This window comes from Shewanella sp. SACH, assembly GCF_001887095.2.
GTDB lineage: Bacteria > Pseudomonadota > Gammaproteobacteria > Enterobacterales > Shewanellaceae > Shewanella > Shewanella baltica.
The window spans coordinates 134,690-160,414 of record NZ_MPDG02000006.1 but is presented as its reverse complement, the minus strand read 5'-3'; the positions used below and the strand labels follow the sequence as shown (position 1 = coordinate 160,414).

Annotated in this window: 23 protein-coding genes; 9 read left to right on the top strand and 14 right to left on the bottom strand. The window is 42.2% G+C overall.

The features are described from left to right. The first annotated feature begins 299 nt into the window (after positions 1 to 299). From BM607_RS18830 to BM607_RS18800, 6 genes are all read left to right on the top strand, one after another. Positions 300 to 1,163, top strand: a complete 864-nt coding sequence (locus BM607_RS18830) for a YicC/YloC family endoribonuclease (RefSeq protein WP_071940402.1) — start codon at positions 300 to 302, stop codon at positions 1,161 to 1,163. 182 nt (positions 1,164 to 1,345) lie between these two features. Further along, positions 1,346 to 2,563: a site-specific integrase gene (locus BM607_RS18825; RefSeq protein WP_071940403.1), complete on the top strand. Its 1,218-nt coding sequence runs from the start codon at positions 1,346 to 1,348 to the stop codon at positions 2,561 to 2,563. 81 nt (positions 2,564 to 2,644) lie between these two features. After that, a complete protein-coding gene (locus BM607_RS18820; RefSeq protein WP_140393435.1) occupies positions 2,645 to 3,424 on the top strand; it encodes a hypothetical protein in 780 nt (259 codons plus the stop codon). A 96-nt stretch (positions 3,425 to 3,520) separates the two neighbouring features. Continuing rightward, positions 3,521 to 3,745: an AlpA family phage regulatory protein gene (locus BM607_RS18815; RefSeq protein WP_071940405.1), complete on the top strand. Its 225-nt coding sequence runs from the start codon at positions 3,521 to 3,523 to the stop codon at positions 3,743 to 3,745. 428 nt (positions 3,746 to 4,173) lie between these two features. Then, complete coding sequence (locus tag BM607_RS18805) at positions 4,174 to 5,001, top strand: inovirus-type Gp2 protein (RefSeq protein ID WP_071940407.1); 828 nt, start codon at positions 4,174 to 4,176, stop codon at positions 4,999 to 5,001. A 211-nt stretch (positions 5,002 to 5,212) separates the two neighbouring features. Further along, positions 5,213 to 5,863: an HGGxSTG domain-containing protein gene (locus BM607_RS18800; RefSeq protein ID WP_071940408.1), complete on the top strand. Its 651-nt coding sequence runs from the start codon at positions 5,213 to 5,215 to the stop codon at positions 5,861 to 5,863. A gap of 351 nt (positions 5,864 to 6,214) precedes the next feature. Here the strand turns inward: BM607_RS18800 and BM607_RS21950 are convergent, their stop codons facing one another. The 13 genes from BM607_RS21950 to hsdR all read right to left on the bottom strand — a co-directional run bounded on the left by BM607_RS21950 (position 6,215) and on the right by hsdR (position 20,270). Continuing rightward, positions 6,215 to 6,355, bottom strand: a complete 141-nt coding sequence (locus BM607_RS21950) for a hypothetical protein (RefSeq protein WP_170927476.1) — start codon at positions 6,353 to 6,355, stop codon at positions 6,215 to 6,217. Positions 6,356 to 6,365: 10 nt separating this feature from the next. Then, positions 6,366 to 6,518, bottom strand: a complete 153-nt coding sequence (locus BM607_RS18795) for an alpha-amylase (protein WP_071940409.1) — start codon at positions 6,516 to 6,518, stop codon at positions 6,366 to 6,368. A gap of 56 nt (positions 6,519 to 6,574) precedes the next feature. Continuing rightward, a complete protein-coding gene (locus BM607_RS18790; protein ID WP_071940410.1) occupies positions 6,575 to 6,775 on the bottom strand; it encodes a hypothetical protein in 201 nt (66 codons plus the stop codon). A 3-nt stretch (positions 6,776 to 6,778) separates the two neighbouring features. Next, positions 6,779 to 7,036 carry a hypothetical protein gene (locus BM607_RS18785; protein ID WP_071940411.1) on the bottom strand — a complete coding sequence of 86 codons (258 nt, stop codon included), beginning with the start codon at positions 7,034 to 7,036 and terminating at the stop codon, positions 6,779 to 6,781. 74 nt (positions 7,037 to 7,110) lie between these two features. Further along, the gene (locus BM607_RS18780; protein ID WP_071940412.1) at positions 7,111 to 7,776 is read right to left on the bottom strand and encodes a hypothetical protein; all 666 of its coding nucleotides are present in this window, start codon (positions 7,774 to 7,776) and stop codon (positions 7,111 to 7,113) included. Beyond that, complete coding sequence (locus tag BM607_RS18775; RefSeq protein ID WP_071940413.1) at positions 7,769 to 8,149, bottom strand: hypothetical protein; 381 nt, start codon at positions 8,147 to 8,149, stop codon at positions 7,769 to 7,771. The genes BM607_RS18780 and BM607_RS18775 overlap by 8 nt, the downstream gene beginning before the upstream one ends. Next, entirely contained in the window at positions 8,149 to 8,766 is a 618-nt protein-coding gene (locus tag BM607_RS18770; RefSeq protein ID WP_071940414.1) for a hypothetical protein, read from the bottom strand. Before BM607_RS18770 ends, BM607_RS18775 begins: the two co-directional genes overlap by 1 nt. A gap of 710 nt (positions 8,767 to 9,476) precedes the next feature. Next, positions 9,477 to 10,340, bottom strand: a complete 864-nt coding sequence (locus tag BM607_RS18760) for a hypothetical protein (RefSeq protein ID WP_071940416.1) — start codon at positions 10,338 to 10,340, stop codon at positions 9,477 to 9,479. Further along, a complete protein-coding gene (locus tag BM607_RS18755) occupies positions 10,327 to 11,910 on the bottom strand; it encodes an ATP-binding protein (protein WP_071940417.1) in 1,584 nt (527 codons plus the stop codon). Before BM607_RS18755 ends, BM607_RS18760 begins: the two co-directional genes overlap by 14 nt. Next, the gene (locus tag BM607_RS18750; RefSeq protein WP_083548652.1) at positions 11,910 to 13,559 is read right to left on the bottom strand and encodes a restriction endonuclease subunit S; all 1,650 of its coding nucleotides are present in this window, start codon (positions 13,557 to 13,559) and stop codon (positions 11,910 to 11,912) included. The genes BM607_RS18755 and BM607_RS18750 overlap by 1 nt, the downstream gene beginning before the upstream one ends. After that, positions 13,556 to 15,148: an N-6 DNA methylase gene (locus BM607_RS18745; RefSeq protein ID WP_071940418.1), complete on the bottom strand. Its 1,593-nt coding sequence runs from the start codon at positions 15,146 to 15,148 to the stop codon at positions 13,556 to 13,558. The genes BM607_RS18750 and BM607_RS18745 overlap by 4 nt, the downstream gene beginning before the upstream one ends. Before the next feature lie 127 nt (positions 15,149 to 15,275). Then, positions 15,276 to 16,394: a protein adenylyltransferase Fic gene (gene fic / locus BM607_RS18740; protein WP_071940419.1), complete on the bottom strand. Its 1,119-nt coding sequence runs from the start codon at positions 16,392 to 16,394 to the stop codon at positions 15,276 to 15,278. Positions 16,395 to 16,697: 303 nt separating this feature from the next. Then, the gene (hsdR, locus tag BM607_RS18735) at positions 16,698 to 20,270 is read right to left on the bottom strand and encodes a type I restriction-modification system endonuclease (RefSeq protein WP_071940420.1); all 3,573 of its coding nucleotides are present in this window, start codon (positions 20,268 to 20,270) and stop codon (positions 16,698 to 16,700) included. 356 nt (positions 20,271 to 20,626) lie between these two features. On the opposite strand from hsdR, the gene BM607_RS18730 reads away from it, so the two are divergent. The 3 genes from BM607_RS18730 to BM607_RS18720 are packed head-to-tail and all read left to right on the top strand — an operon-like array spanning position 20,627 to position 24,603. After that, positions 20,627 to 22,030: an AAA family ATPase gene (locus BM607_RS18730; RefSeq protein ID WP_170927475.1), complete on the top strand. Its 1,404-nt coding sequence runs from the start codon at positions 20,627 to 20,629 to the stop codon at positions 22,028 to 22,030. Positions 22,031 to 22,039: 9 nt separating this feature from the next. Next, complete coding sequence (locus BM607_RS18725; protein ID WP_071940422.1) at positions 22,040 to 23,698, top strand: VWA domain-containing protein; 1,659 nt, start codon at positions 22,040 to 22,042, stop codon at positions 23,696 to 23,698. Between the two features lie 23 nt (positions 23,699 to 23,721). Next, positions 23,722 to 24,603 carry a hypothetical protein gene (locus BM607_RS18720; RefSeq protein WP_071940423.1) on the top strand — a complete coding sequence of 294 codons (882 nt, stop codon included), beginning with the start codon at positions 23,722 to 23,724 and terminating at the stop codon, positions 24,601 to 24,603. A 316-nt stretch (positions 24,604 to 24,919) separates the two neighbouring features. Here BM607_RS18720 and yjjG read toward each other — a convergent pair whose 3' ends face one another. Continuing rightward, complete coding sequence (gene yjjG / locus BM607_RS18715; protein ID WP_087486579.1) at positions 24,920 to 25,600, bottom strand: pyrimidine 5'-nucleotidase; 681 nt, start codon at positions 25,598 to 25,600, stop codon at positions 24,920 to 24,922. Between the last annotated feature and the right edge of the window lie 125 nt (positions 25,601 to 25,725).

The window sequence follows — 25,725 nt, the reverse complement described above, 5'->3', positions numbered from 1 at the left end:
CGGTTATTTGCGGACCTAGTGGACTAAGTTAAAAATAACCAACGCAGCATAAAGTGCGTTACCCCGTGGTTAACATCAGCCGCCGGGACGGAGCGCCTAGGGCACTTCACTTCCGTGTTGCATCAATTCAAGAGGTAGCCGACATTCTGTCATTGCTGCGCCTTGAATTGAAGCACACTAGGCGCTCTGAAACTCGTATCTTCAGGCAGCTTGGGTATATTTGCTGTATGCCTTTAATCCTAAAGCCATTGACTCTATAATCGCCTCTCATTATGACGATTAAACCATTAGGACAACCCATGATCCAAAGCATGACAGCCTACGCTCGTATCGAGCACAAAGCACAATGGGGCACTGCCTCTTGGGAAATTCGCTCAGTCAATCAACGTTATCTCGAAACTTACCTACGTTTACCCGAGCAATTCCGCAGTTTCGAACCCGTACTGCGCGACCGCCTACGTAAACGCTTAAGCCGTGGCAAAGTTGAAGTCAATCTGCGCTACGAACTTGCAGACAACAGCAACAACGAGCTGCAATTGAATCAAGCGCTGGCCAAACAGCTATTGGGCGCCGCCACTTGGCTTAAGCAAGAAGCGGGACAAGGCGATGTCAATCTGACCGACATCCTACGCTGGCCAGGCGTGCTAGCGAGCGGTGAACAAGATATGGATGCAATCGGAGCCGATCTGATGACAGCCTTCGACTCAGCCATAGATCAATTCATCGAAGCCCGTGGCCGTGAAGGCGAAGCTATCAAAGACATGCTGCTAAGCCGCTTAGACGGCGTCAGCGAGCAAATCGCCGTCGTACGCGAGCACATGCCAACTGTGATGTTGTATCAACGCGAAAAGCTCACCAACCGCCTTGCGGAAATCAAAGGTGAACTCGACCCAGCCCGCATCGAGCAAGAAATGGTGCTACTGGCACAAAAACAAGATGTGGCCGAAGAAATGGATCGCCTCGAAGCTCATGTCGCCGAAGCGCGCCGCATCCTCAAAAAAGGCGGCAGCGAAGGTCGTCGTTTAGATTTTATGATGCAAGAGTTCAACCGCGAATCGAACACTCTCGCCTCTAAATCCATCTGCACTGAAATCACCTCAGCCGCAGTTGAACTTAAAGTGCTCATCGAACAAATGCGCGAGCAGATCCAGAACGTGGAATAAGGTTTCAACTTGTTCTAACAGGTTATAAATAACCAATTAAACCAAGCACTTGCTGGGTTTTATGTTTTTACAGGTTCGTGATTGTTTGCTATTGTCATGTCAAAAGTGGTTACTAGAGTGGTTACTAAACCAAGCTAGTAACCACTTAAAGTTAACTTAGTAACCATTTAGAGCCTAAAACAATGAATGATAAGCAAATAAAGGCATTTATTCGCAGTAAAGAGGTAGGTAGAAAGGCTGTTAGTGATGGACTTTACATTAGAGTACAGACGGCAGGCATAGCCAGCTGGGAAATAAGATATTCAGTCAATGGCAAAAGGCGTTTTATGACTTTAGAGGGAGGCCAGTATCCTCACATGTCACTTGCTGATGCTAGAGCAACCGCCGCAATTGCTAGACAGTCTATTATTAAAGGATCTGATCCTTTAGCTGAAAGAGCAAAACTCAGTGAAGAAAAAATTCATACTGTTGATGATCTATTCGATGACTGGTTTGTAGATGCCAAAAAACAGCTTAAACACAGCGAGATCCCACTAAGAATCTATACAAAAGAAGTCAAACCATATATTGGTCGATTGCAAATTAAAGATGTAACGCCCCTTGATATCAGAAACATAATTCAAAAGGTCGCTCATAGTAATCGTCCCTGTATCGCTAACGACACCCTACTTCATTGCAAAAAGCTTTTTGCTCATGCTTGTAAGCTTGGCTTAAAAGATGGCAATCCAGCGAGCCACTTTAAACCTGCTGATGCTGGCGGGGCTGAAAAAAGTCGGGAAAGAGCTCTGTCTGTTAAAGAACTAGAATTTTTTTTTGATGTAGCCAGAAAAAATATAAGCAGTTTTGGGAGAGATAATTACTTAGCAGCAGCTTTATTAGTTTCATTGGGGGTTAGAAAAGGTGAGCTTTTCAAACTAACTTGGCGTGAGGTCAACCTAAATTTAAAGATATGGAAATTACCACAACCAAGGACAAAAAGCTCAGTAGCAATATCAATCCCACTTCCAGATACGGTTGTATCATGGTTCGAAGAACTGAAGATCAGGGGTTGTGGTTCAGAGTATGTTTTCCCTAATCGCAAAACTAGCAAGAATCCTCACGTATCAGGCGATACGCTCAATAGAGCAATTGCAGCTCTTTTCGGACAGGATTCGAGCAAAACGAAAAAACCACTCCATCGGATGGGAGACATCCCCTATTTTACGATTCACGATTTCAGAAGAACTTGCCGAAGCTTACTCGCTGAGCAAGGTGTGCCCAGTCACATTGCCGAACGATGCCTAAACCATAAAATTAAAGGTGTGGAAGGTATTTACGACCGTTATGACTATCTTGATGAACGTCGAAAAGCCCTAAATATAGTCTCTAATATAGTAGCTCCGATGGTTAATGCTTATTAACACAGCACTACTTTCCACACGAAATATCGCAGGAAAGTATAGCCATACCTTTATTTTCAGCTGTTAACGAACTTAGAAAATATGAATGAGAATACATACATACCCATTACCTCAATGTTCAAAATTGAAACCAGCAACAAAAACACATATTTACAAAGTGTCGATATGGATTTTATCTACTCTGAACTTTTTGCAATTGATGTGCAAGTTGTTAAATTAAAGCAAGTTGAGTCATCACCATTTGAATTTTTTACACCAAATCCTTATGAAGAAGAACAGGTAGACTTTACCCTCCTCCATAAGTTAACCAGACAAAATAGTGTGGTTAAGACCCTTGCTGTATATCATAAAGCCCTGAATGATATTTACAAATCATCAGATGGGATTGATAAACCAATGAGAGAGGCCCTTAATGATTGTAATGTGGCTCTAATGTACAACTTAATGTTGTTATTTAAGTTAATAGGTGAATTTAATCAGTTCATTGAAGATTACCAGTATATCGCACGCACAAAACTTGCAGACGCTAAAGCTTCGTTTAATGAATACCATAAATTTGAAAATGATTTCGATATCGCGCTTAGATTTACTTCAGATGTTGTTTCCCACTTCTATCAATCAAAGAATAATAGGCCCTATAAATTAAAAACACTCATCAAAGCAATTGACAATTTTTGCGTTAATCAAAGAGTGCCATATCCAAAATCACTAGAAAGTAAAGCATTTATTCACTTTTATAATAAAATATCTATGTTTGCGCCAATTGAAGCTCGAAAGCGAGGACGAAGCATGAAGGGCTACAGTGAAATAAATGAAGATGTTTTTGCGAAAGAGTATGGGTATCTACTGCTCAAAAATTAATTACCCTATCCCCCCCCCATACTTCTATTTTGTAACCACACATAAAATTAAAGTCACTCCCGTAACTTGTACAACCCGTCATGTACTGGAGTGACTATGAAAAAACTTAATTCAACATCTACAGACCGCATCGTTCGTGAAGCGGAACGCAAATCAATCACCTCAATTTCACGTACTACTGCATGGTCACTTGAGCGTAGAGGCCTTTTCCCTAAACGCAGGCAGCTCTATCCACAGAGTACTTCTGTTGGCTGGCTTTTATCAGAGCTAACTGAGTGGGTCGCTTCTCGTCAAACAGTTAATGGCGGTGGAAAGTGCTAATGCAGAACCCAAATGACGATCACTTAGCGCTATTCATTGATGAGTATCGAATAGTCAAAAAACCTGAAATCCAGCGGCTACTCGGCATCAGTCGGTCAACTTTAGGACGAAGAATTAAATCAGGGAGGTTTCCCAAACCGTCATTGATTGAGAATGGTCGCTCATGTTGGCTGTTCAAAAATGTGCGCGAATGGCTGTTGAAGTAAGCATGTTGTCTACCTACGGGATTAAAGCAGGCTTAGCCTGCTTTTTTTACCAAACGAGATGACACAGTTTGACCCACTATTCACGCTAATCAAAACCGACTAAAAAGCCTTAAAACCCCTTAGGGCTGCAAGAAACACCATAGATCAAACCCGATACAACGGCGGATATTAAATAATATATGGTCGCCTATTATTGGGATGTCAAAAATAGAAGGCAAAGCTATGTTCTGTATCAGTAAGCATAATTCAACATTAATGGCGTATAAGAATCATGCGTACCATGTCTATAAACCTAAATCTCAAGGGCTTAAGCCACAGCTGGTGAACAAAATCATCTCAAGTTGTGAAACGATGCTAAGTCACTACAGCAAAGTGATGGTTGTCAGAATTGATCTACATCCACACCAGTTTTCTGCTGATAATAATCAAATTTCTCAGTTCCTTGATCTGCAGGTCGAAAAGCTATCAAAGCAATACAAATGCAAAGTGCAATACCTTTGTGCAAGAGAGCGACATCATTCAGAAACGCAACACTATCATGTTGCACTCATGCTTAGCGGACACAAGATCCATTATCCACACAAGCTGTTAAATCAGCTTAAATCACAATGGGAGCGTGCTGGTGGAACGGCTTCATTAGTTGATAGCCCTTTCAACATTATGCGCCGAGGAAATAAGCCATCACTCAAGAATGCCATTTACCGCCTTAGTTACTTTGCGAAAGCATTTACAAAGGAGCTCAATATCAAAGCGCGCACGTTTCTCAGCAATAAGCTCCAGCCATCAGTGTCATTTGATGACACCAAAGACATTCTCTTGGTTAATCCTTTGATCACTTTTGAAATGAATCAGCGAAAGAAGAAACGAGAAAACACTGATAACGCAGTAAATACTATCAATAACAGAAGGTGGACAACATTTGCTTGGTTTAACGAGCTAAGCCATGCCCAGCAACTCAAAGAATCCATTAGCTCGAGAACATCAAGTTTACATCACATAGTGGATCAGCTTTTGAGTGGATCACAGCTTCAGCACCCTATGAACCGATAAAAGTTCATGATCCATTTACGGAAGATGATCCACCAGCAGATTTGCTTAAAACAAACTAAAACGCACAAAAACCAATAGCTCACTGCTGTCAGAGGTATTTGACGATGTTATCCCAGCGCGTATTTGTTTGAAATGCAAAACAAAGCCCATGAACCGAAGCAGATCCAACAGTTGTAGATCCACTTTTGTTGATCCAAAGAGAAAAATATTAATGAGTAGATTTAATTTAGAAACGCTTCCCCGCTGCGGAGCAAAGACCCGAAGTGGCAACCCATGCCAGCGTTATGGCAACAAAACTAATGGGCGCTGCAAATTGCATGGTGGGCGCTCTACAGGTGCAAAAACTAAGGAAGGAAAGTTGGCGGTACGAGTTAACGCATTACTTAATCCCTTCATGTGGCATTTTAATAAACGGTTCAATCTTGAAATAAAACAGGCATATATAGCAAACGCCTTAAGTGCTTACCTACGTTTAATTGAGCTAACTAAACTCCAGGCTCGTGGACTAGATGAGATCACAGAGATAGTCAGTCAATACAGATTTGAATTAGAAACCACAAAATATTACATTGCTGAATTTGATGGTTCTGAGGCGCTGCTCATTATCCAGTCCGCGCTGGATCATTATTATAAGGATACGGCGGCTGAGCATCTTAAATTCCACATCTACTCAGCAGTGTATCCAACACCATACTTCAACAGTTCACATGGCTCTATTGCGGAATTAAAAAATGAGATGCGAATATTTGCCAAAGCCGAACGAAAAAAGGGATTCTGTTACGTTGGCCGCATACCTGTTGACCCTATACACAAAGCACTAAAAAGGCAGCTAAAGAAATCCAAAGCTGCCCATCAGATATAATCTAGTCGCTCAATCTAGAACAAGTTGGCACCCACTTTTGCGGTGCCTGACTTAATTTGAACCAACAGCTTTATTCAAGTTTCTTTTTCAGATAATGGAGGTAATGTTTAGTTGAGTAAATTAGCGTGAGGATACTGAACACTCAACTTACTCGCGTAAACCCGCGAAATAAGCTAGAACATCTTATATTTACTAAAGCTTTATATAAGGCATGGATACTTTACAGCCCCTATTCAGGGTTTTCTGCAAAGCACTGGGATCACTGTTTCCAATATCTTGTAAGTAGTGATAAAAAGGTGTAGCAATGCCACACCTTTGATAAACATAACTTAAGATTAATTAAATACTTACTTATTCATCATCGGCCAAGTAAGCATCATTGTTGGGGTTATGGGCATCCGCCCAATCATCCATATCGGCGTCATTGTTGGGGTTATTAATATCTGACCAAGTATCTAACTCATCTTGTGACATTTCAGATGTATCAGGCATAACCAGCTCCTTATTTTTTACCATTATGGATGGGGTTATTAGGGTTCAACTGATTGCTACGGTTATCCTGCGATTTCTGGTAAGCAGGGTTAGTACCAGAGGTGCCCTTATTCGAGTTAGCTTGGTTAGCCTTGTGATTACTATTATTGTTGCTATTTGACATGTTTATTCTCCTAAAATTAATGATTTATCGATTGCAAGGGGCCCTAACACCTAAAGTCAAAGCCCCTGCAATCGGCGAACATCAAGTTTGAAATTCAAAAATGCCCTATGATCGCTCGGTGTGCTGGGGACTGTGAGTCTTTTGCCAGTAGGGGCCGTCAAAACAGGATGACGCCCCCTACGAATGTCCCACTCATCACGCTGCAGTAATTGATGCACTAAAGCATTAATATTTTTATCTTTACTGTATTTTTTCATTGTTCAGCGCCCGCCAGCCATCGCAGGTGATCTACCCGTAAAATTGATCTTGACCGTCTGGTAACCTAAAACCTCACGAGTGGGATTTTTAGAAAAAAAATAGTCTGAGGATTTTAGCATCAGGGATTGAATATCCCCTGATGCGTGGTGTAATTCCGCTTGCGGATCTTTGCTTTCCCTAGTGGCAGGGCAGTATTTGCAGCGATCATTGCAGGTTTCGGTTATACGAAAATTGATGACCATTTCATTCATACTTGTCATGGTTAACTCCGTTTGTTGAGGACAAACGCAGAATCACCTAGTGCAATGCACTAACAAGCCTTCAAATGAATAAATTACATATTTCTGAAATGCGTCAACAAATCTTCAAATTCGACCGCTTCTAGACATACCTTTTCAACATGCCGCTTTAAGTGGTTTACCGCGTCATTATCTGTATCGATCAGGGATGCCATTTGTTCAGCTTTATCGAGATCACCTTGTAAGTAAGCCAGCAGTAAATTGTCGGCAGGACCCATAGCAGCAGCCTGAGCAAGCAAGGCATGTAATAAGCTTTGGTTCTTTCCCAATGCCAACTGAGGTAGCACGGCAAACGGATTGGGTAACTTGTCCTGATATAAATCGAAATCGCCAGCCAAAGCATCGGCAAACGCGACGGCGAACCCATTGTTTAAAGCAATCCCCATCAAAGAATTATTACTGCCAAACAAAGCCCTCACCGCTTTAGCGCATTCCTGCCGATAAGCTTTATTCTCAAAAATTCGTTTCACGTCCTTAGGGTCATGAAACACCGCATTGAGCAACAACGCATTAAACAGTACAGTCATTTGACCAGGAGCTAGATATTTGGACCGCCGTTGCACTTTCTGTTCAGTTTCAATTTTTATGAGCTTATTGCGGACAAGTGAATCAGCTTTGGTTTTTAGTAGCTGGCTTTGACTTGCGACATCGATACCAAATAACTGTCGCATCGCCTCTGGTATGGTAAGTCGACTAGCCATTGCAATATGCCTTTTCTAACAGTGTACTAACCTGTATTCGCGGAAACTCTTCTTGCCCAATTGAAAAGCTTGCAATCGCCTTTGCCATTTCAAACCAATTACTGCTTCGGTATCGAGAAGAATAACAACTGTGCGGTTGCTTATTATACTGCTGCAGCACGCCTATACAGTAACCGGCACGCATAGCTTCGGCCATAGAAGTATGTAGGGCAGCATACTTGCCAGTCTTGTCTTTACCGTCAAATATCTCTACCACATCTCGGCAAGAGTGCTGCAAAAACTCAGCGTCATCAGATTCAAAAGGAGACTCTTTAGCTTGCAGTGAGCAGCTAAATACTAAGACGCTAAACACTATATATTTAACTACTTTCATTATGCTTTTTCCCAAGGGTTCTCTGGTGCTCTGTAATTTTTCAGGTTCTCTTCAAACTTTTCTTTACCCATTGATTGGGAATCGGCGGGTCCAGTCTCATCCTCGGGTGTTAATTTTTCAGTAGAAGGCGTGACAGTTGAATTTTTATCGTGGGCTGAGTTGTAAAAGAGAGCCAGAGGAGCTGCTGCATAGATGGCAGCAATTATTATCAAGTTTGATAATAAGGTTGTAAATTTATCGAATGTATACAGACTACTTAGCTCAACGGTACCATTTATAATAATGGCAGCGACCAATATAAAAAATAGAATAAAAGTCACAATCAAAGAGGTAATAGCAACCACAAAAATAAAACGGCGAATTAATTGCCATTTACTCCATTGTTGCGATCTGCCTCTGCTAAAAAAGCGCCAGGTGACAAGCCCAAAAAGAACAACCGAACTCATCTCGGTCAAATCTAACTCATCGATACCAAAGCCATATTCAAAAAAAGCAGCTGGAATAGCAATTAGAGAAAGTGCGGCAATACAGCCAAAGCTAAGGTACAGCAAAAAGGTCATAATCCCTGCGACAAGGTGCCCCAGAAGTATGTCGAGCGTGTTTAACATTGATTTCATTTTCATCCTTGATGGTGCAAAAATTTGTAAAAGGTACTACTTGATATAAATTACATCGTTTAGTGAACTTATTTAGGCTTAGCAGCGGCTAGCGTCTCATGAAAGGCGCCAAACACCCTCTTTGACAATCAGCACATTATGATGAACCTTATGTTTGCATTGGGGGCAAACGGAGCTGCTGCATTTGTCTAAGTAGGCATCATCAAAGTTATCCAAGTCCATATTAATCGCGCCACGAGTCCAGTCGTCGTATTTTATGCCGCAGTTGGGACAAATTACTTCAATTTCATTCGCTGGCATAGTCATTATTAATTTCCTTAATTTATTGAATCAACTACAAAAACTCGTATCTCAGAACACACACAAACACTCGATAGGGTGAGATATTATCTTGTACGTCAGTTAGCTTTATCGAACTAACCAGGCCTATTGATGCATTCCATACATTCTTGCTCGTAGGCTAGACTATGGCGGTAGAAGGTATCACCGCATTGCTGACATGGAATAAATATTGGTGCTTCAAAAAGTAAGCTTGCCCAGTCACGTTCAATTTGTCTCGTACCTAGCTCACACCACTGCTAATTTACTAAAGCATGAACAGCCACGTTTACTGAGCCGTTTTGTGTTAATATTTCTAAGGCCAGCTTGGGTTTCTTACCTGCACCTTGACGTCGCCAAGCATTAAGATCGTCTTGCGGTTAGCAGTATCTCTATGGCGTAAGGTCTAACTCACCGATTACATCTGCTAAATATGGTGCATTTTTATTTGGCAAAATGTGTTGAACTGCTGCTGCACTAAAAGAGCTTTTACGGTTACAGAGTTCTTTTAATTTATCTTTCGCTTCAGTTATCCCACTACGGTCATCATCATCTAAATCGTCATCATTAAGACTGGATGTTAACTTTAGATATCTTATAGCGGATTGTGCAGCTTTAATGGCTCGTAATCGGTGAGGTGTGATTGTTTCATGATCTAGGTTCAATAAGGTCTTAGAGAGTCTAACCTTTTCAAAACCAATAGGGTTTTCTTCATAGGTTACAGCCGATGAAGTTTGACCCGTTTCAACCTCAAAGGATAAAAGCTTCACATCATCTAAACAGCATGGGTCAAGAATTAAGTGATGAACATAGTCACAGGGTGCATCGATATCCCAGCAACGCATTGATTCATCATTGATTGGGAAGTAATCAACTTTGCCTCCTTCATCTCTTGCTCGGTTTGCAAAGATACATGAATAGCGATAATTACTTATGTCGTAAGCTTTCCACCAATATCCTGGGTGTTGTTGATCACCTTGTTTTATAATAGCGCCATCAGCATCTTTAACCCTACCTTTTGGCCAATAGTGATCAACGTCAAAATCAGTACCTATCTGAGGTGATTCCGAATACCAGCACTTTGCCCCGAACTCACTTACAAAAGCTCGCTTCAATGAGCTCCATTTATTACCAATAGCCTTTATTTCTGCACCTGGGTCCGCTGCATCTTTGACCCTATCAGACCATTGCTTAGACTTTTTATCCCAAGTTTTAGTCTTGCAATTTACGAATTTAGACTTATCAATATGTCTCATTCGGAGAGATCCTCATGTCTTTGAGAATATTCTTAATCATCTGTTTTCTAGCTTCAACCGAGGCAACTTCTTTACCGTATTCAAGATATTTACTTCGAGCAATCAAAAACTGGCGATAATCTTCATCAGGATGAATATAGCCATACCCAAGTTGTTCAAGTTGAGTATTCAGCTCTTCTAATCGTTCAAGATTGGAGCCTTCTGCGACCAAGCACCTTCGCTCTCTAATTAAGTCCTGAGTACCATTATCCAATGTGGTCAAAAGACCGAACATATCACTGGTTAAAATGCCGTTTACACTCATGCCTTTAGGGCTTTTGGTTGGTGTTTTGACTGAAATCTTCTGACTTGTATCATTTCTTGATACGACTTGTATTTGCTCCCTATTCAACTCTGCAATAGAGAGAGGATGGTGAGTCGTCATGATAATATGGCTACCAAACCCTTCTGGGACAAACAACTCTAAAAATCTATGGTATTTTGCAGCCCAATAAGGATTCAAGTGAGTGTCAGGTTCATCCAGTAAAAATAGCGCATCTCGTTTTGCCGTAAACTGAAGTAACCCAAAAATAGTGAGTAGCTGCTGTTCGCCTTCGCTTAGCTCGCTAAAAGCTACATTTTGGTTAGATTTAGTTTGTTTCACTTGTATCTCTACTCTCTCCAAAATTTCAGAGAGATAAGTCGCTTCGAGGATTTTGAACAGATCCTCGGGGCGCATGTTTTTAGATAACTCGTCTAGTTTGGTTTTATTCGGTAAGAAAAAACTCACCACTTGCTTTTTCTTAACCCTTTTAGATAGCAAATCTGATTGAGGTTCTTGTGTCTCAATAGGCCCGATAGAGTATTTCTTCAATAATTCTAGAAAATCTCGTATTGCACCTGTGGCCCCCCAGAAATCATTTGCATCATTGCTCCCCCAACTAACTGGCTTTGTTAAGTAAAATGTGGCTGATTCAAAGTTAGCGATAGATAGCTCTTGTTTCAAAAATTTTGTTGCATGTGGTACACCGCGTGCTACAAAAAATGATAATAATGAAAATTGACTATGGAAGGGTTTGGCATAAAAGAAAGGTCTAATATTGTCTCGAATATTAGCTCCCTCTTTGATAACTTGAAGATAAAAGTTTCTTCGTGAGTCAAAAAATAGTGACTCTAACCGATCACTTGGTCCTGAATAATAAGCAAAGATATTTCGAGGAAGGTAATGTGATAATCCATCTTTATCTCGTTTGACCTTGCTAATATCAATATGAAGCCACTCTGAGGTAGCTTCATTTGAATGCTCTTGAGTCTTGATTTCATAAACAATTTCTTTCGATAAATCTGCATTGATATCCAGCCAAGTTTCTAAACTAGCATCACCAATTTTATACTTCATCTCATAAGAAAATGGTGGTGAATTTCCTAAATCTAAATGCTTAAAAATGTGTACTATCGCCTCAATGACATTTGATTTCCCAGTGCCATTTTGGCCTATGATAACGGTACGATTTTCATTATCAGAAAACCGTATCTCTACACCATTCAGGTTTTTAAACTCTGAATTAATTTTTAAATATTGTAGTTTCATTATTTAATGAAAAATCCTGTTATTCCATCAACTATTTTTTCTTCAATCTTATTATCATTAAGCAATTTACTTATTTCATTAAAAACTTCAGCCATAGATAGGCTAGGGGTCAGCTTATCAAAAATTTCCTGTGGTTTATTTGCAATACCATCAGCAATAACAGATTCCACAGGGCTCAGATTTTTATTGATAGTGGTATCTTGAGCTTTCTTAGTTGTCACCTTCTTGGTACTAACTTTTTTCACAAACTTTTTCTTAGCACCTTTGATAGCTTTATCAAGGGCTTCACGTTCATCTTTGATTCGCTTAAGCAGGGCGCTAGCACTATTGTCACCGGATATCAGTTCAGGGTTCGCAGCGCGCCAGTCGGCGGTGAGTTCACCTCTGAAGGCTTTAGCGAGTATCGACTGAGTGAGGTTGTTGACCCGTAATTGCGCGGCATTGACCTGAGCCTCGACTTTATCGGCGAAGGCTAATAGCTCTTCGACACGGCGGATGATTTCGGTTTGCTCTTTTAATTTAGGTAAAGCGAACTCTACATCTTTAATATTTTGTAAGTTTAATCCAGGCTTCCCACCACCATACGCCATCTCTGTGAGTTGTTTTCTTCCCACGTTTTGAGCTTTAAGCATCAGCTCGATAAAAACTGAGTTAGAAGTGTCTTTCAACCTCAAAAGAGCCACATGTTGGCTTATGTAGGCTTCTTCGATTGAATCCTTTATTCGTGCACACTTAGTAACATTTGCCCCTGTGATAGTTATCAGCAAATCTTCCTTCTGAACTTTGGTTCTTCTTCCTTCAGCTTGATCAGGGAGAGAGACAAATGCAGCGTCTTCGATCTTTAATTCGTCAGAATTAATATCCTGCGAGCGGATAAATATTGAGCCAGAGTCGGAATAGTACTTTGCCCAGCCTCGAGATCCACTTGTTACATACTCAACAACAAATTCTATTTTGCTTTTCTCCCAGCATCTTGGAGCTGAAAAATACTCATTTATACTTTGATAGTCAGAGGTACCACGCCACTCTTCTGTCAATTTGCCGCTGACGGCGGCGGCGAGGACGGATTGGCGGAATGATTTTAAGATAGCGGGGATGGCATCTAGGCGGACTTTGGTGCTTTCCACCTGCGCCAGCAATTCATCCAGCTTGTCGGCAATGACCTTTTGTTCGGCTAGAGGTGCTAAACAAAATGGTATCGTCTTAGCGGTAGCACCTGAAAGCTCTTTAAATGTCGTTCCTGAACCTAAGCTCTCAGCTAAGTCACGAATACTTTTTAGGTAGTAAAACGCATAAATTGAGTCAACTTGCTCAGTAAAAACAAAGTTCTTAAAACCTTGATTGGTACAGATTGGGTTTTCAGCTATGACAACATAGCCAATTGGTGCACGGCTACTAAATAACAGCGCTCCTTTTGGCATTAATTTCGCTGAACTTGAGTCGTAACCTTCTTGGCTTAAATCTCTAGCACCATGCGCAATAAATTTACTTTTATATTTGCTTAAATCTGCAGGCGTAAGCCAAGGAATTTTGCTACCTGGTTCTGCAAAGTTATCAGGGTTACCGGCTTTTGGAGTACCACCAGCGACCACATCCGCGATCTCGCCAATGGGCAGTTCTAACCAACCTTCAGGAATCACTTGGCTCATCCTTTTACTCCACCAGCTAACGAAGCAACCAAAGCCTCAAGATCAGTCAATGCGCCTTTAAGTTCTGTCATGGCTTCGCATGCCAATTCTTCTGGGGTGCCTAAGTCGGCGGCATCGACGCTGTTAGCATCCTTTAGCCATGAGATATCCAGTGAGTCACCTTTGGTGTCACGAATAAACTCACGGCTGAATACGCGCCAGCGGCTTTGGGCTACTTTTTGCTGCGCTTTCTCGCTTATGTCTATGCCTTGATTAACAACTGAATCATCAACTTCCGCTTCTTCGGCATTAAAGCTCCACTCTCCCTCTTTGCGTTCAGTAAGTGGGACATTACACACAACTTCAAACGGGGTTAAGTGTTGCTCACCAAAGGGAGTGCGTTTACCAAAATTAGGCATATTGGTACGTAAGTCATACACCCAAGTATTAGTGGTGCAGTTTTCCTCTTGTAACTTGTCTTTGGCACTGCCTTTAGTGAAAAACAAGACGTTGGTTTTCACGCCTGCAGCGTAGAAGATGCCTGTCGGTAAACGCAAAATAGTGTGCAGGTTGCACTTGTGCATTAAGTCGCGGCGCACGTCAGTACCGACGCCCGCCTCAAATAACACGTTATCTGGCAATACCACGGCGGCGCGGCCACCAGGCTTTAGGTTGCGGTAGATGTGCTGTAAAAACGCCAACTGTTTGTTGCTGGTGGGATAGGTTAGGTCGTCACGGGTGATGGATGCATCGCCGCCCTTGCTGGTGCCAAAAGGCGGGTTAGCCAAGATAATATCGGCCTTGGGTAAACTCATACCGACTTGGCCTAAGGAGTTGCCTAAATGCACTACGCCTTCGTCGTCACCTTCCATACCATGGAGTAGACAGTTCATTAACGCTAAACGGCGGGTGGAGGGCACTAGCTCGACACCGACAAAGGCGTGGTTTTTTTGAAACTCTTTTTGTTTGTCGGTTAAGTCATACAGATCATCGGTTTGCGCTTTAATGTAGCTGTCGGCGGCAATTAAAAAGCCAGCAGTACCCGCGGCGGGATCTTGAATCACTTCGCCCGCTTGTGGATTAATGACCCGCACCATAGAGTCGATTAACGCACGGGGAGTAAAGTATTGGCCTGCGCCGGATTTGGTCTCGTTGGCGTTTTTTTCTAACAAGCCTTCGTATAAGTCACCTAAACCGTCTTTTTGGGCGCTGAACCAGTCAATCGAATCCAGTGATTTTATCAGCTGCTTTAAATGCCGTGGCTCACGCAGGCGGGTTTGGGCATCAGCATAAATGGCTAAAATCAGCGGATCGGCGTGTAGGGTATTGCCTTCGCTGTCTTTGCCCGTCGATAGGGTGAGTAAAATGCGTTTGTAATCATCGAGCAGGTTGAGGCCATCTTTATCGTTTAAGTCGGTCCAACGGCAGCCGGTTGGCAAGGTGTGTTTATTGAGTAACCCTGCCTCGGTATTTTCATGCACCATTTTGATAAACAGTAATAACACGAGTTCGGTAACGTAATCGGAATAGTTAATGCCGTCGTCGCGCAGTACATCACACAGGTTCCACAGTTTTTGGACGATTTCGCTGTTGCTGCTCGTTATGCTCATTGGATTCTCAATTTTGTAATTTGGCTAATGATTGATGCATTAGGCTTATGTATTTGGTTTATAGATAGGTCCAGGCTTATTGGCTGTCATGGCCTATCGTTTAATGACTCTGTTTTAATGACCCTGTTCAAAGCTCATAACGGCTGAACTGGTTACTGTCTTTGGTCATCAGGGTGACAAATTTAGGGTGGACAAACAGCTTCTCTTTACCCGATTGCACCTCTTCAAGCACGCCGATGTCGCATAGCTGCTTTAAGTAAACGGAAGCGGTTTGACGTTTGGCTAAGCCACTTTCGACAAGGTTTTGAATACGGCAATAAGGTTGCTCAAAAATAACTTGTACCAACTCATGGCTGTAAATTTTGGGTAGCTGCTGACGTACATATTCTGTGGTATGGACGATGAGTTCGCGCGCTGCGGCAATTTTATGGGTGGTCCATTTAGCCGTTTGCTCGACAGCGTTAAGGATAAAGATGATCCACGGCTGCCACTCTTGCTGAGTCGTCACGTTAAGCAATAAACGGTAATAGTCTTGCTTATTCGCGACGATATAGCGGCTCAGATACAAGATAGGTGCGCTAAGCAGTTGTTGGTCGATAAGGTAGAGAATATTGAGCACACGGCCTGTACGGCCATTACCATCGATAAAAGGATGGATAGCTTCAAACTGGTAGTGGGCCATAGCCATTTTGATCAGTGGATCAACATCATCTTGATTATGCAAAAAGGCTTCCCAGTTACTGAGTAAGTCACGAATGACACTCTCGCCTGCGGGTGGCGTATAAATAACCTCACCTGTTGCCTGATTCGTTAAGCTAGTACCAGGCACTTTACGCACGTCCATCTGCACGGACTTAATAGTGCTGCAAATTTCTAATGCGGTAGTGACACACAGGGGGCGATTGGTTAGCTGAGTAAAGCCTTGATAAAGCGCAGTGCGATAACGCAACGCCTCTTTGGTCATAGGGTCGGCTTGACTGTCTTCTTGAGCATATTGAAACAGCTTGTCGGTGGTGGTGACGATATTTTCAATCTCGCTACTGCCTTGGGCTTCGAGCAGGGGCAATAAATTAATCAACAAGCCTTGATTGGGCAGTAGCTCACCCGCTTGCTTTAGCTCTGCAAGGGCTGCTCGGGCAGGAATACAGGCTTTGAGTATGGGTAAGGTTTCGGCCAACTCCGCGAGTGCGCTGTCTAGCGGTAGTGGCGGTAAATGGTTGTATGCTTGTTCAGCTTGCCATTCCATGTTTAAAAAACCTTCTTTTATCGACATAAATAGAGATTGTGGTGAGCTTATGTCGATTCAATCGACATGTAAAGAAAACATGTTTACAAAACTTAGTTTAATCGACATGTTTGGATTGTTTTTGGGACTCATGTCGATAGTATCAACATCAAGGGAGCGTTAGGGCTGCCGTTTTGTGTTCAGTGACATGTATAGAAAGTACCAATATCTATACAAATTCAGTGCACGTGTATAGATAATACGACTATCTATACACGTGCAGACGACAACAGTCTTAACACTGCTCGATAGCCTACTTGCCCACTAACCCACTTGCCACAGGTAGGCATTGAGCTCGTCTAAAATGGTATCGAGTTGGTCATTGAGTACACTGTTAAAGCGTTTGGCACCACCGTCACTGGCAAAACGATTATTCACAAAGGCTTTATCAATCACAGCCTCATGCACCAATTGTTTTGCTAGGCGGTCTAGCCACTTACGTTGGTTTGGGTTCCAATCATGTTCGCTGTAAATGCGTTGCATGGCGTTATTCACCCGCTGGGCAAAGGGGACTAAGGCCTCATCCAATGCGGCTTGGCGAATATAACCGATAATACTGGCGGCGATATTTTGGTTGGTGTTTTTACGCCACGCACTTTGCAGGTGGGCTTCGCTATAGCCTGCCTCATCAAGCAGTAATTTGACCTCTTTTAGCTGAGCTCGGGTGAGATCTTTAGGTCGATTTACCACCACGGACAAGGCTGCTGATTGGTTAATGTTTTGCTTAATGAAGTGACTGAAGCTTTCAAGATAATCAGCGGGCTTTTCGTGTATACCATAATTTTGCTGACGCTCTATGAACTCATCACGCCCTTCATAGATGATCGGCATATTGTCGCTACCCACCAGATAACGGACTTCGGCTAACTGATTAATCAAACTTTGGTGCTGCTTAAAAAATTGTGCCGCATCTCTGGGGCCAATTTGATGTAGATGCTGGTGGAGTTTCTCTGGTGCTACGCCCCATAACTCTTCAAGTTGCTCGAGCTTGGCTTTAAGCTCTGGCTTATTTTCGGCTTTTTTGGTCGCTTTTCGCATCACCCGCATCACTTTCTGCCCAAGTTGATTAAGCACGTCGTGGGCATGGCTATTGGTGTGACTATCTGCATCTGCACCAGAACCGACTTGTTCACCTGGGGTATTAAGTGCGCGTTCTAAAAAAGAATCGTCACTTAACTCGTCCACCAGCTGCTCAAGGGTGATGTTGGGATCTTTAACTATCGGCTTCATAGTGTTAACGGCTTCAAGCGCGCTGTAAATATCAACCGGATCGTAAATCTTAAAAGCCGTTTTACCTATGTCGTCACAGCGGCGAGTGGCACGCCCCATCATTTGTTCGTACAGAATGCGTGATTTGACTCGACGTAAAAACACTAAATGACAAATCTTAGGCACATCGATACCGGTTGATAATAGGTCAACAGTAATGGCGATATTAGGGTAACGCTCGTTTTTATATTGGCGTATCAACTGGCTGACTTTATCACTTTGACCGGTGATTTTAGCCACAGCCGCTTGATTGTAGTCATCGCCATACATATCAAGAAAGGCTTTATCTAATAAGCGTTTTACCATGTCTGCATGCATATCGGTTGCACAAAAAATCATGGTTTTCTCATCGCCAAAAGGGTCTAACTCTTTGATTAATTCTTGGCAGATGACCTCATTAAACGACTCAGTTATCACCCTTTTATTAAAGGATTCAACATCGAACTTTAATTCGTCTTCTAAATCGGCCGTTTCAATTTCACCGGTTTGGGTGTTGATGGAGGTGACGGTTTCGCCTTTTTCAAACTTAATGCCGTGTTTGTTTAACAGAGTTTCATAGCGGATCGGTGGCTCATGGTCGATGAGCCAATCGTCGGCAACCGCTTCGCGATAGCTGTAGGTGTATACGGGCTTACCAAAAATCTCACTTGTGTGCTTGGCAGGCGTTGCGGTTAAGCCGATACGCACCGCATCAAAGTAATCGAGCACCCGACGGTAACTGGACAGATATTGGCTGGCATCGCGAGTGGCAAGTTCACCTTCGGTCATTTGCTGATCTAAGGCATAACCTCTGTGCGCTTCATCGACAATAATGCAGTCAAACTCGTCTAGCGGGGGCGGGTTATCCGACATAAAAATCCGTTTAACCATGGCCTGTACTGTCGCGACTTGAATGCGAGTTTCGGCTTCACTTTTCATATCACCAAGCTCGGCAATATTGTAGATAGACGACAGCACTTTGTTTTGCTCAAGCTTGGCTTCGTCAAAGGAGTCGCACGCTTGCTCACCCAAGGCGGTTCTATCAACGAGGAACAAGATACGCCTAAAACGCTCAGCCTTTAAAAATCGATACATCAAACCAATAATAGTGCGGGTTTTGCCTGTACCTGTGGCCATTGCCAGCAGACACTGAGTGTTATCTTGCGCTAAAGCCGACTCTACAGCTGCGATAGCTTTTTGCTGGTAATCGCGCAGGCCGAGGTAATCAAAGCCTTCCTGTTGAAGTTTTTGCTCGGCGGCTTCGCGGCTGCGCTTTAATTTATCAAGCAGGCCATCAGGCGAATGAAACTGTTGTAGCGCCCGCTTGGTGTTACTGGGTTTACGGGTATCGCGAAACCAAGTGCCTGATAACTCCGCCAGTTGCTTACTAAACTCGCGGCCATTACAGGAGTAGACAAAGGGTATATGGTAATGGCCGTCTGCGTCATCGGCCCATGCAACGGTGCGTCCCTCAATTTCCCATGCACCTTGTTGAGGCGCTATCAGTTTATAGCCTTTGGAGTAACGCTCGGCTTGGGAAATTTTACCGGCAACGTTGGTGTTTTCTTTTTTTGCTTCCACCACAGCAACGGGGACTAAGCCGCAAAATAGGACATAATCAGCGCGGCCTTGCTGGCCTTTATGCCATGTTGGCCACTCTGCAATCGCGAGGTTTTTACCTTTTTCAGGCCGAGCGCCTTTGCGGTAATCCAACCTTTGGGTATCCGCTATCCACTTGGCCTCATTTAGTTGCTGATCAATCAGCACTCGAGTTAACTCTTCGCTTAACTCAATGTGATTACCCGCTTTACTCGCTTGCTGACTAAGTTGTTTCTTGTTTTTTGTCGCCGCTTGGTTATCGACTTGAGCAAGCAGTACTAATTCAGCTTGTAGCGCTTTAATGCGTAATTCGAATTGATGCTTTTGCTCTACGAGAGCTTGCTCATGCTGCGCGGCCAACTTTGACAACGCTCGCGCCTCTGCATCCATTTGCTCAGCTAATACCGCGTACTCTTCTTTCTCACGGGCCAGTAATGTTGTTAATTGCAGATTATCTGCTAATTGCTGGTGGTTATCGTTAAGTTCGCTACGCAATAATTCAATTTGAGTTTGTAACTCTTGCAGTTGCTTACTGGGATCTTCAGGTGGGACAAACGGGCCAGCTTTAAATGCGGTCTTTTGATCGCCAAATGTATGATGGAACCAAATCGCTAGGCTACGAGCTAGCTTTAAGCCTTCTAATGCTTCTTTATGTTGGGTTCGAAATTGGTGAGTTGCTTTATTGCCTTCAATCCTTAAGGCATGAAATAACTGGCGGACCACAGGCTCTAAGGTTAACTCACGATTAATTTTGAAGAGTAAATCTGCTTGAGTCGTTTTGTCATCAAACTCTATGCCGCACCGAGCCGCAATATCTTGCGCCATCGCTTCACCTAACTGGCGCAGCTTAATTAAGGTGGTGTTGGGATCGCTGGTAAACGCACGTTCAGCACTGCTGGCCAAATCGATAAAAATAGGGTCGTATGGTTTGAGAAAACTAAAGTTAGCAGAGTCCTTTTCAGTACTCTGGCCTTGTGTGTCTAATGCCATCATTCCCTCGTAGCGCTACTGCAATTCTTCTTTAGACAGCCATCATACCTTGCCAAAAATGAACAATCACGTGGATTGTTAACGAAGATGTATATAGAGATCAAAAAGATAAGATTCTAATATTCAAGCGAATGAAGCTGTCCTGTAAAAGGCTACAGCCAAGCCGCTTTTCACATTCAACTAAAAAGTAGTGAACTGAGTGATCAAGACCTTCAACACGTAAAACCTGTAAATTGTTGTTTAGAAAGGCATTAAATAAGATTGACCACTGGTCGATATTTGTTGCCCGTGTTAGCATCGTTCAATACAAAGAGTTAAATCCCCTTTTTTATTTTCATTACATGGACGTCGTTGATATGACAAAGATAAAAGCCAAATTAGCATTACTTTTAGAGCAACTTAATCATGGGTTAGTTGACCGTGAAGCGACAATGAAATCAGCTTTACTTTCCATCTTAGCTGGCGAAAACATCTTGTTGATTGGCCCTCCTGGCACCGCAAAAAGCCTTGTAGCTAGGCGTATATCTAAAACTTTTAATGAAAATAATCTAGCAGATAGTACCTACTTTGAATATCTGTTAACTAAGTTTTCTACACCTGAAGAAATATTTGGCCCTCTTTCAATAAGCGAATTAAAAGCTGACCGATTTAAGCGTAATACCGATGGGTATTTACCTTCGGTGAAAATAGCCTTTCTGGACGAAGTGTTTAAAGCCAGCTCATCCATTCTAAATGCACTCCTCACCATCATGAATGAGCGTATTTATCATAATGGTACTGAAGCAGTAAAAGTCCCGTTGAGAGCATTAATCGCTGCATCAAATGAACTACCTACAGGGCAAGAAGAGCTTAGTGCTCTCTACGATAGATTTTTAATCAGAAGCTTTGTTGATTATATTAGTGCTAATAAGTTACTTCACTTGTTTGATTTAATTGAAGAAGTAGAAATTAAAGACCCGCTTACCCAAGAAGATTTAAATTGGCTGGATGACACCATTAAAAACATCACTATTTCTGCTGAAATTAGAAAGGCCATATTAGAAATCTGGGAAAAACATAAAGACACTTTTAAAGAAGACCGCCGTGAAGTACTGTCAGATCGTCGTTTTACCAAAGTTATCAAGCTACTCCGAGTATCTGCCGCAACCAATGACCGAAGTGAAGTAGACCTTTCTGATGTATTACTTCTTAAAGATTGTTTATGGAATCATCCGGATAATGCTGAAAAAATACGAGAGATAATTCGTAGTACATTATTGAGGTACAGTCAGAGAGTAAAAATTGATAGTGAAGATAGCGAACCTGAGCATTCTAAAGCCGATGATTTACTGACACCACCCAGTAGTATAAATGTAATTAATGGTTACAGAGGAAGTGGAACAGAACATGACCCCATCTTGATTAGGACCGACACCGAGTTAGAAGACATTCGACGTCCTGAGATTGGGCAGCAGGGATATTTTTTCAAACAAACAAATAACATTCAAAGTTTACCCGTGACAGCAACGCAATCTATATATTTTATAGGGCATTATGATGGAAATAACTTTACTATATATGGGCCGGATAATAAAAATGTTCTTTTTGGATATGTTAATCCACGGTCTAGCATTAGTAATCTGCACTTAGTGGGTTTCTCCTTAAAATGTACAGATTTAGACAGCAATAAATCACCTAGTAATAAAGTTGATGTTGAAAAGACTATAGAAAAGACAAAAGAATTATTGATGATTCAAATAGAATCAAATATTTGGCTATAGGAGCTTGGAATGATAAGTGCAGCATTCAATCTCCTTCGCTCTGGAGCAAATTTATTTAAGGCCGCCACCCCTATTGGCTTCAAAGCCATAAAATATTTTGTCGATAGCACATTTAGAGACCCCGTTACCCCTGTACCAGGAAGTGTCCTTTATTGCGACTTATGGGTAGCGATAGAGCATTCTGGCATTTATGTCGATGATGGAAAGATATCGAATATCATTGTCGATGGTATAGCGGAAAGCACTGTTAGCTATAGTGACGCAGCAGATTTCACATCTAAGAGCACATTAGGCCGTAAAATTTATGTTTCATGCAATAAATACGGCGCTGTTGGACATTCAAGCGTAGCCCATGGAGCAGATCTCCATATTGGTGAGAGAGCCTTTTATGGCCTTGTGTTTAAAAACTGCCATCAGTTTTCGGCTAAATGTGTAAATTATGCTGACCAAGTGCTACAAGACAGTAGCCTTATAGAAAAGGGCTTTAGTGCTATCACATCGCTAGTGCCAATTGAAACATGGGAACCGACCCTCGCAGAGCTTAAAAATACCGCACGCAAGCAATTAGGCGCGACGAAATGGCGCTTATGGGATTGGGACAACTCTCTAGCTAAAAATCCAGTGACTGAACCTGATTGGCCAACACAAGAACAGTATTTCCAACATCTGCCGCTGAATGAAAAAAGTATTGAACTTATCCGCTCTGAACTCAATGAGCTACAAGATTACCAAAGCGAATTGGAAGACGAAAATATACCTCAACACATCACAAACAAGCTAACTTCACTCAATAGCACTCTGACGCAGATTTCTGATAAATACGAGGAGGTTAAAGAGTTTCTAGCTAAATGCCCAGGCGCTAATTTTTCCTATACAGACATTATTAATAGTCAGGATGATTTCACTGTATTAGCTAGACTATTACATGATAATCAACGAATTAAAGACCTTGCTCATAAAATGGGGCGAATCTATATTTCGGAAGAGAAAAAGAAAGCGACTAAAATCCCAGAGGCGAGTAAAAACGAAGTTCATGGTACTCATAGAAGCAATGATTTGATGCGAATGCTCCCAAGTGAGCTGGTAAACCTTGAAGATGAAACGTTAGAAGTACTGTTTTATGCAAGACTGTTGGAACACAACTTACTAACTTACGAACTTCAAGGCGTCACTTATATTAATGGTGAAGAGCAACAAACTAGTCAAAAAAGAACGGGCCCAGTTGTGGCTTGTTTAGATACTTCGGGCAGCATGGCTGGTGCGCCATTATTAAAAGCTAAAGCCTCATTGCTGGCCATAGCGAACATTCTCAAGCAAGAGCAACGATCACTCCATGTACTGCTTTTTGGCTCAAATGGTGAGTTAAAAGAGTTTTCAATGAATGAAGTAAACAACTCGTCTGGTTTACTGAGCTTCTTACAACAAAGTTTTGGTGGCGGCACTGATTTTGAGACACCATTAAAACGTGCGTTGGAAATAATCAAGAATGATGAAGACTTTATTAAGGCAGATATCCTGATGATTTCTGATGGTGACTGCATTTTATCGACAGAATTTATTGGTTCCCTAGATACTGAGAAAAATCTGTTAGATTGTTCTATCTACTCAGTATTATGCGATGGAAAAAGGGTCGAAGATAATTTCAGTGATGAGATTATTCTGTTGTAGGTTAATTTTTAAGAGGCGCTGCCATGGATCTCGATTGCATTCCAACTATTGAATCACTGCTAGAGCAAAACGCCATCTGCTTTACTGGGCGTCCGGATTTAATTGACCGCTATCTGGTTTTAATGGATTTAATAATACCAATAGAAACGATGGCACTGCTTGATGAAATAGGCAGCCCTTTCAAATCTTTTGAGTGGAATTCGTATCACATTTACGGCTCTGAAACGAAGAACAGCAAAGTGAGAGAGTCTCCAACACTAGATTGCAATGACCTTTCTCTAAAGGGGTCGATTACGTTACCTAATAGACCTATTTATACCGTTCATCTTGATGAGGATTTCATCGTAACAGCACATGTCCGGTGTAATAATGGTTATTTTGATAAGCTAATCCACAAAAAAATTGGCGTGAACCCTAAAAGGTTAACGCACAGTCTAAAAGCGGTAACGCGGGCAATAGACCAGTCACCAGCATTCTTTATCTGCACTAAGTGCAATAAATTAATTGATGCCAATTTTAAGTCTCAAGATGGAACGGCCACATGTGCCTACAGCGCTTGCGGCAGGTTTGTGGAACAACACTTTGATGTTCTATCCGATAAAGTCACAAGCTCCTTATATGATAAAGATATAAGTATCGATATATTTGACGATTACATAGCCATCTCCATTGGTTTAATCACTTGGCCGCATCCGCATGAACCGAGCTTTGAATGGGTTATTCAACGGAAAATGGCTCTTAGTTCTACACCGCGACAGGTTAAGTCTGCAGCAAAAGCTATCCACGATAGTAAGATTGCCCGTGGAAAGTGTAAGCACTGTAATGAGTCTATGAATGCAGGGCATATGTTCGATGATGATACCTGCCAGAGTTGTGCTACGGGCGTATATGGGGTTGTTTATTAGAACCTATATATTAAGCCGCATTATTTAGAATCAAGCATGTTAACGACAACCAAGTGGTTACTAAATCGGTTACTAAAACCAAAAAACAAACGCAAAAATAAAATCAAACTATTGATTTTAAATAAAATAAAAACACCAATCAACATTCAGATCCAAAACGTTGAGTAATGATATTTAACGCGTTTTAGATACCAAAAAGCCCTTAATGTAAGGGCTTTTTGTATTTTATGGCACTGAGGGAATATCAGTTAAAGCACTCACTCTTAGCCAAAAATATCGAGTGCAAAGTGCTGAGCTAGGCTCAGGAAACAATCGTTTACGGTAACAGAATTTTTTGCAGCTCTTGGTGCGAGCTCACTTGATAGTGCGGGGTGATACCGGTAGGTACGTCGTGGCCGTGGACGTTATACCAGCATGTATGAATACCAGCATTGATGCCGCCTTGGATATCTGAATGCGGGTTATCACCGACCATGAGCACAGTCTCGCGCTCAGGATGACCCATGAGTTCGAAGGCGTGCTCGAAGATACCCACATCGGGTTTGGCTATGCCGACTTTTTCTGAAATCACTAAAATATCAAAATGATGCTGCAAGCCTGTACGCTCTAATCGCACGGTTTGTAGTTCAGTGAAACCGTTGGTAATGATGCCTAGTTTAGCTTTACCTTGTAGCGCGGCTAATAACTCGCGAGCACCGGGTAGCGGCGAACAAATTTCGGCCATTGCTGATAAAAAGGCACTATTGAGCGTCATGGCCGTAACGGCTAATTTGGCTGCCCAAGGTTCGAAACGTATAGTCTGCAACTCGGCGGCGGTTATCTTGCCATCTTGATAATCGATCCAAAGCGGTTTGTTAACTAACTGATACTCATCAAAATCGGCTTGGGTAAAATCGACCCCAAACTCACTAAACATCAACTTAAGCCCTTTTAAGGCATCAAAATAAAATAGGGTTTCATCGGCATCGAACAAAATCCATTGGTAAGGCAAGGACATAGGAACTCTCTTTCTGACAAAATAGCTAAAACTCATCCCCATGCCGTTCAGTGGCATCGAGAATGGTACATCGGCGATTGCGGCAATGCTGTGGCTAGCTGCCTAGCAGTAATCAAGATAAGCGA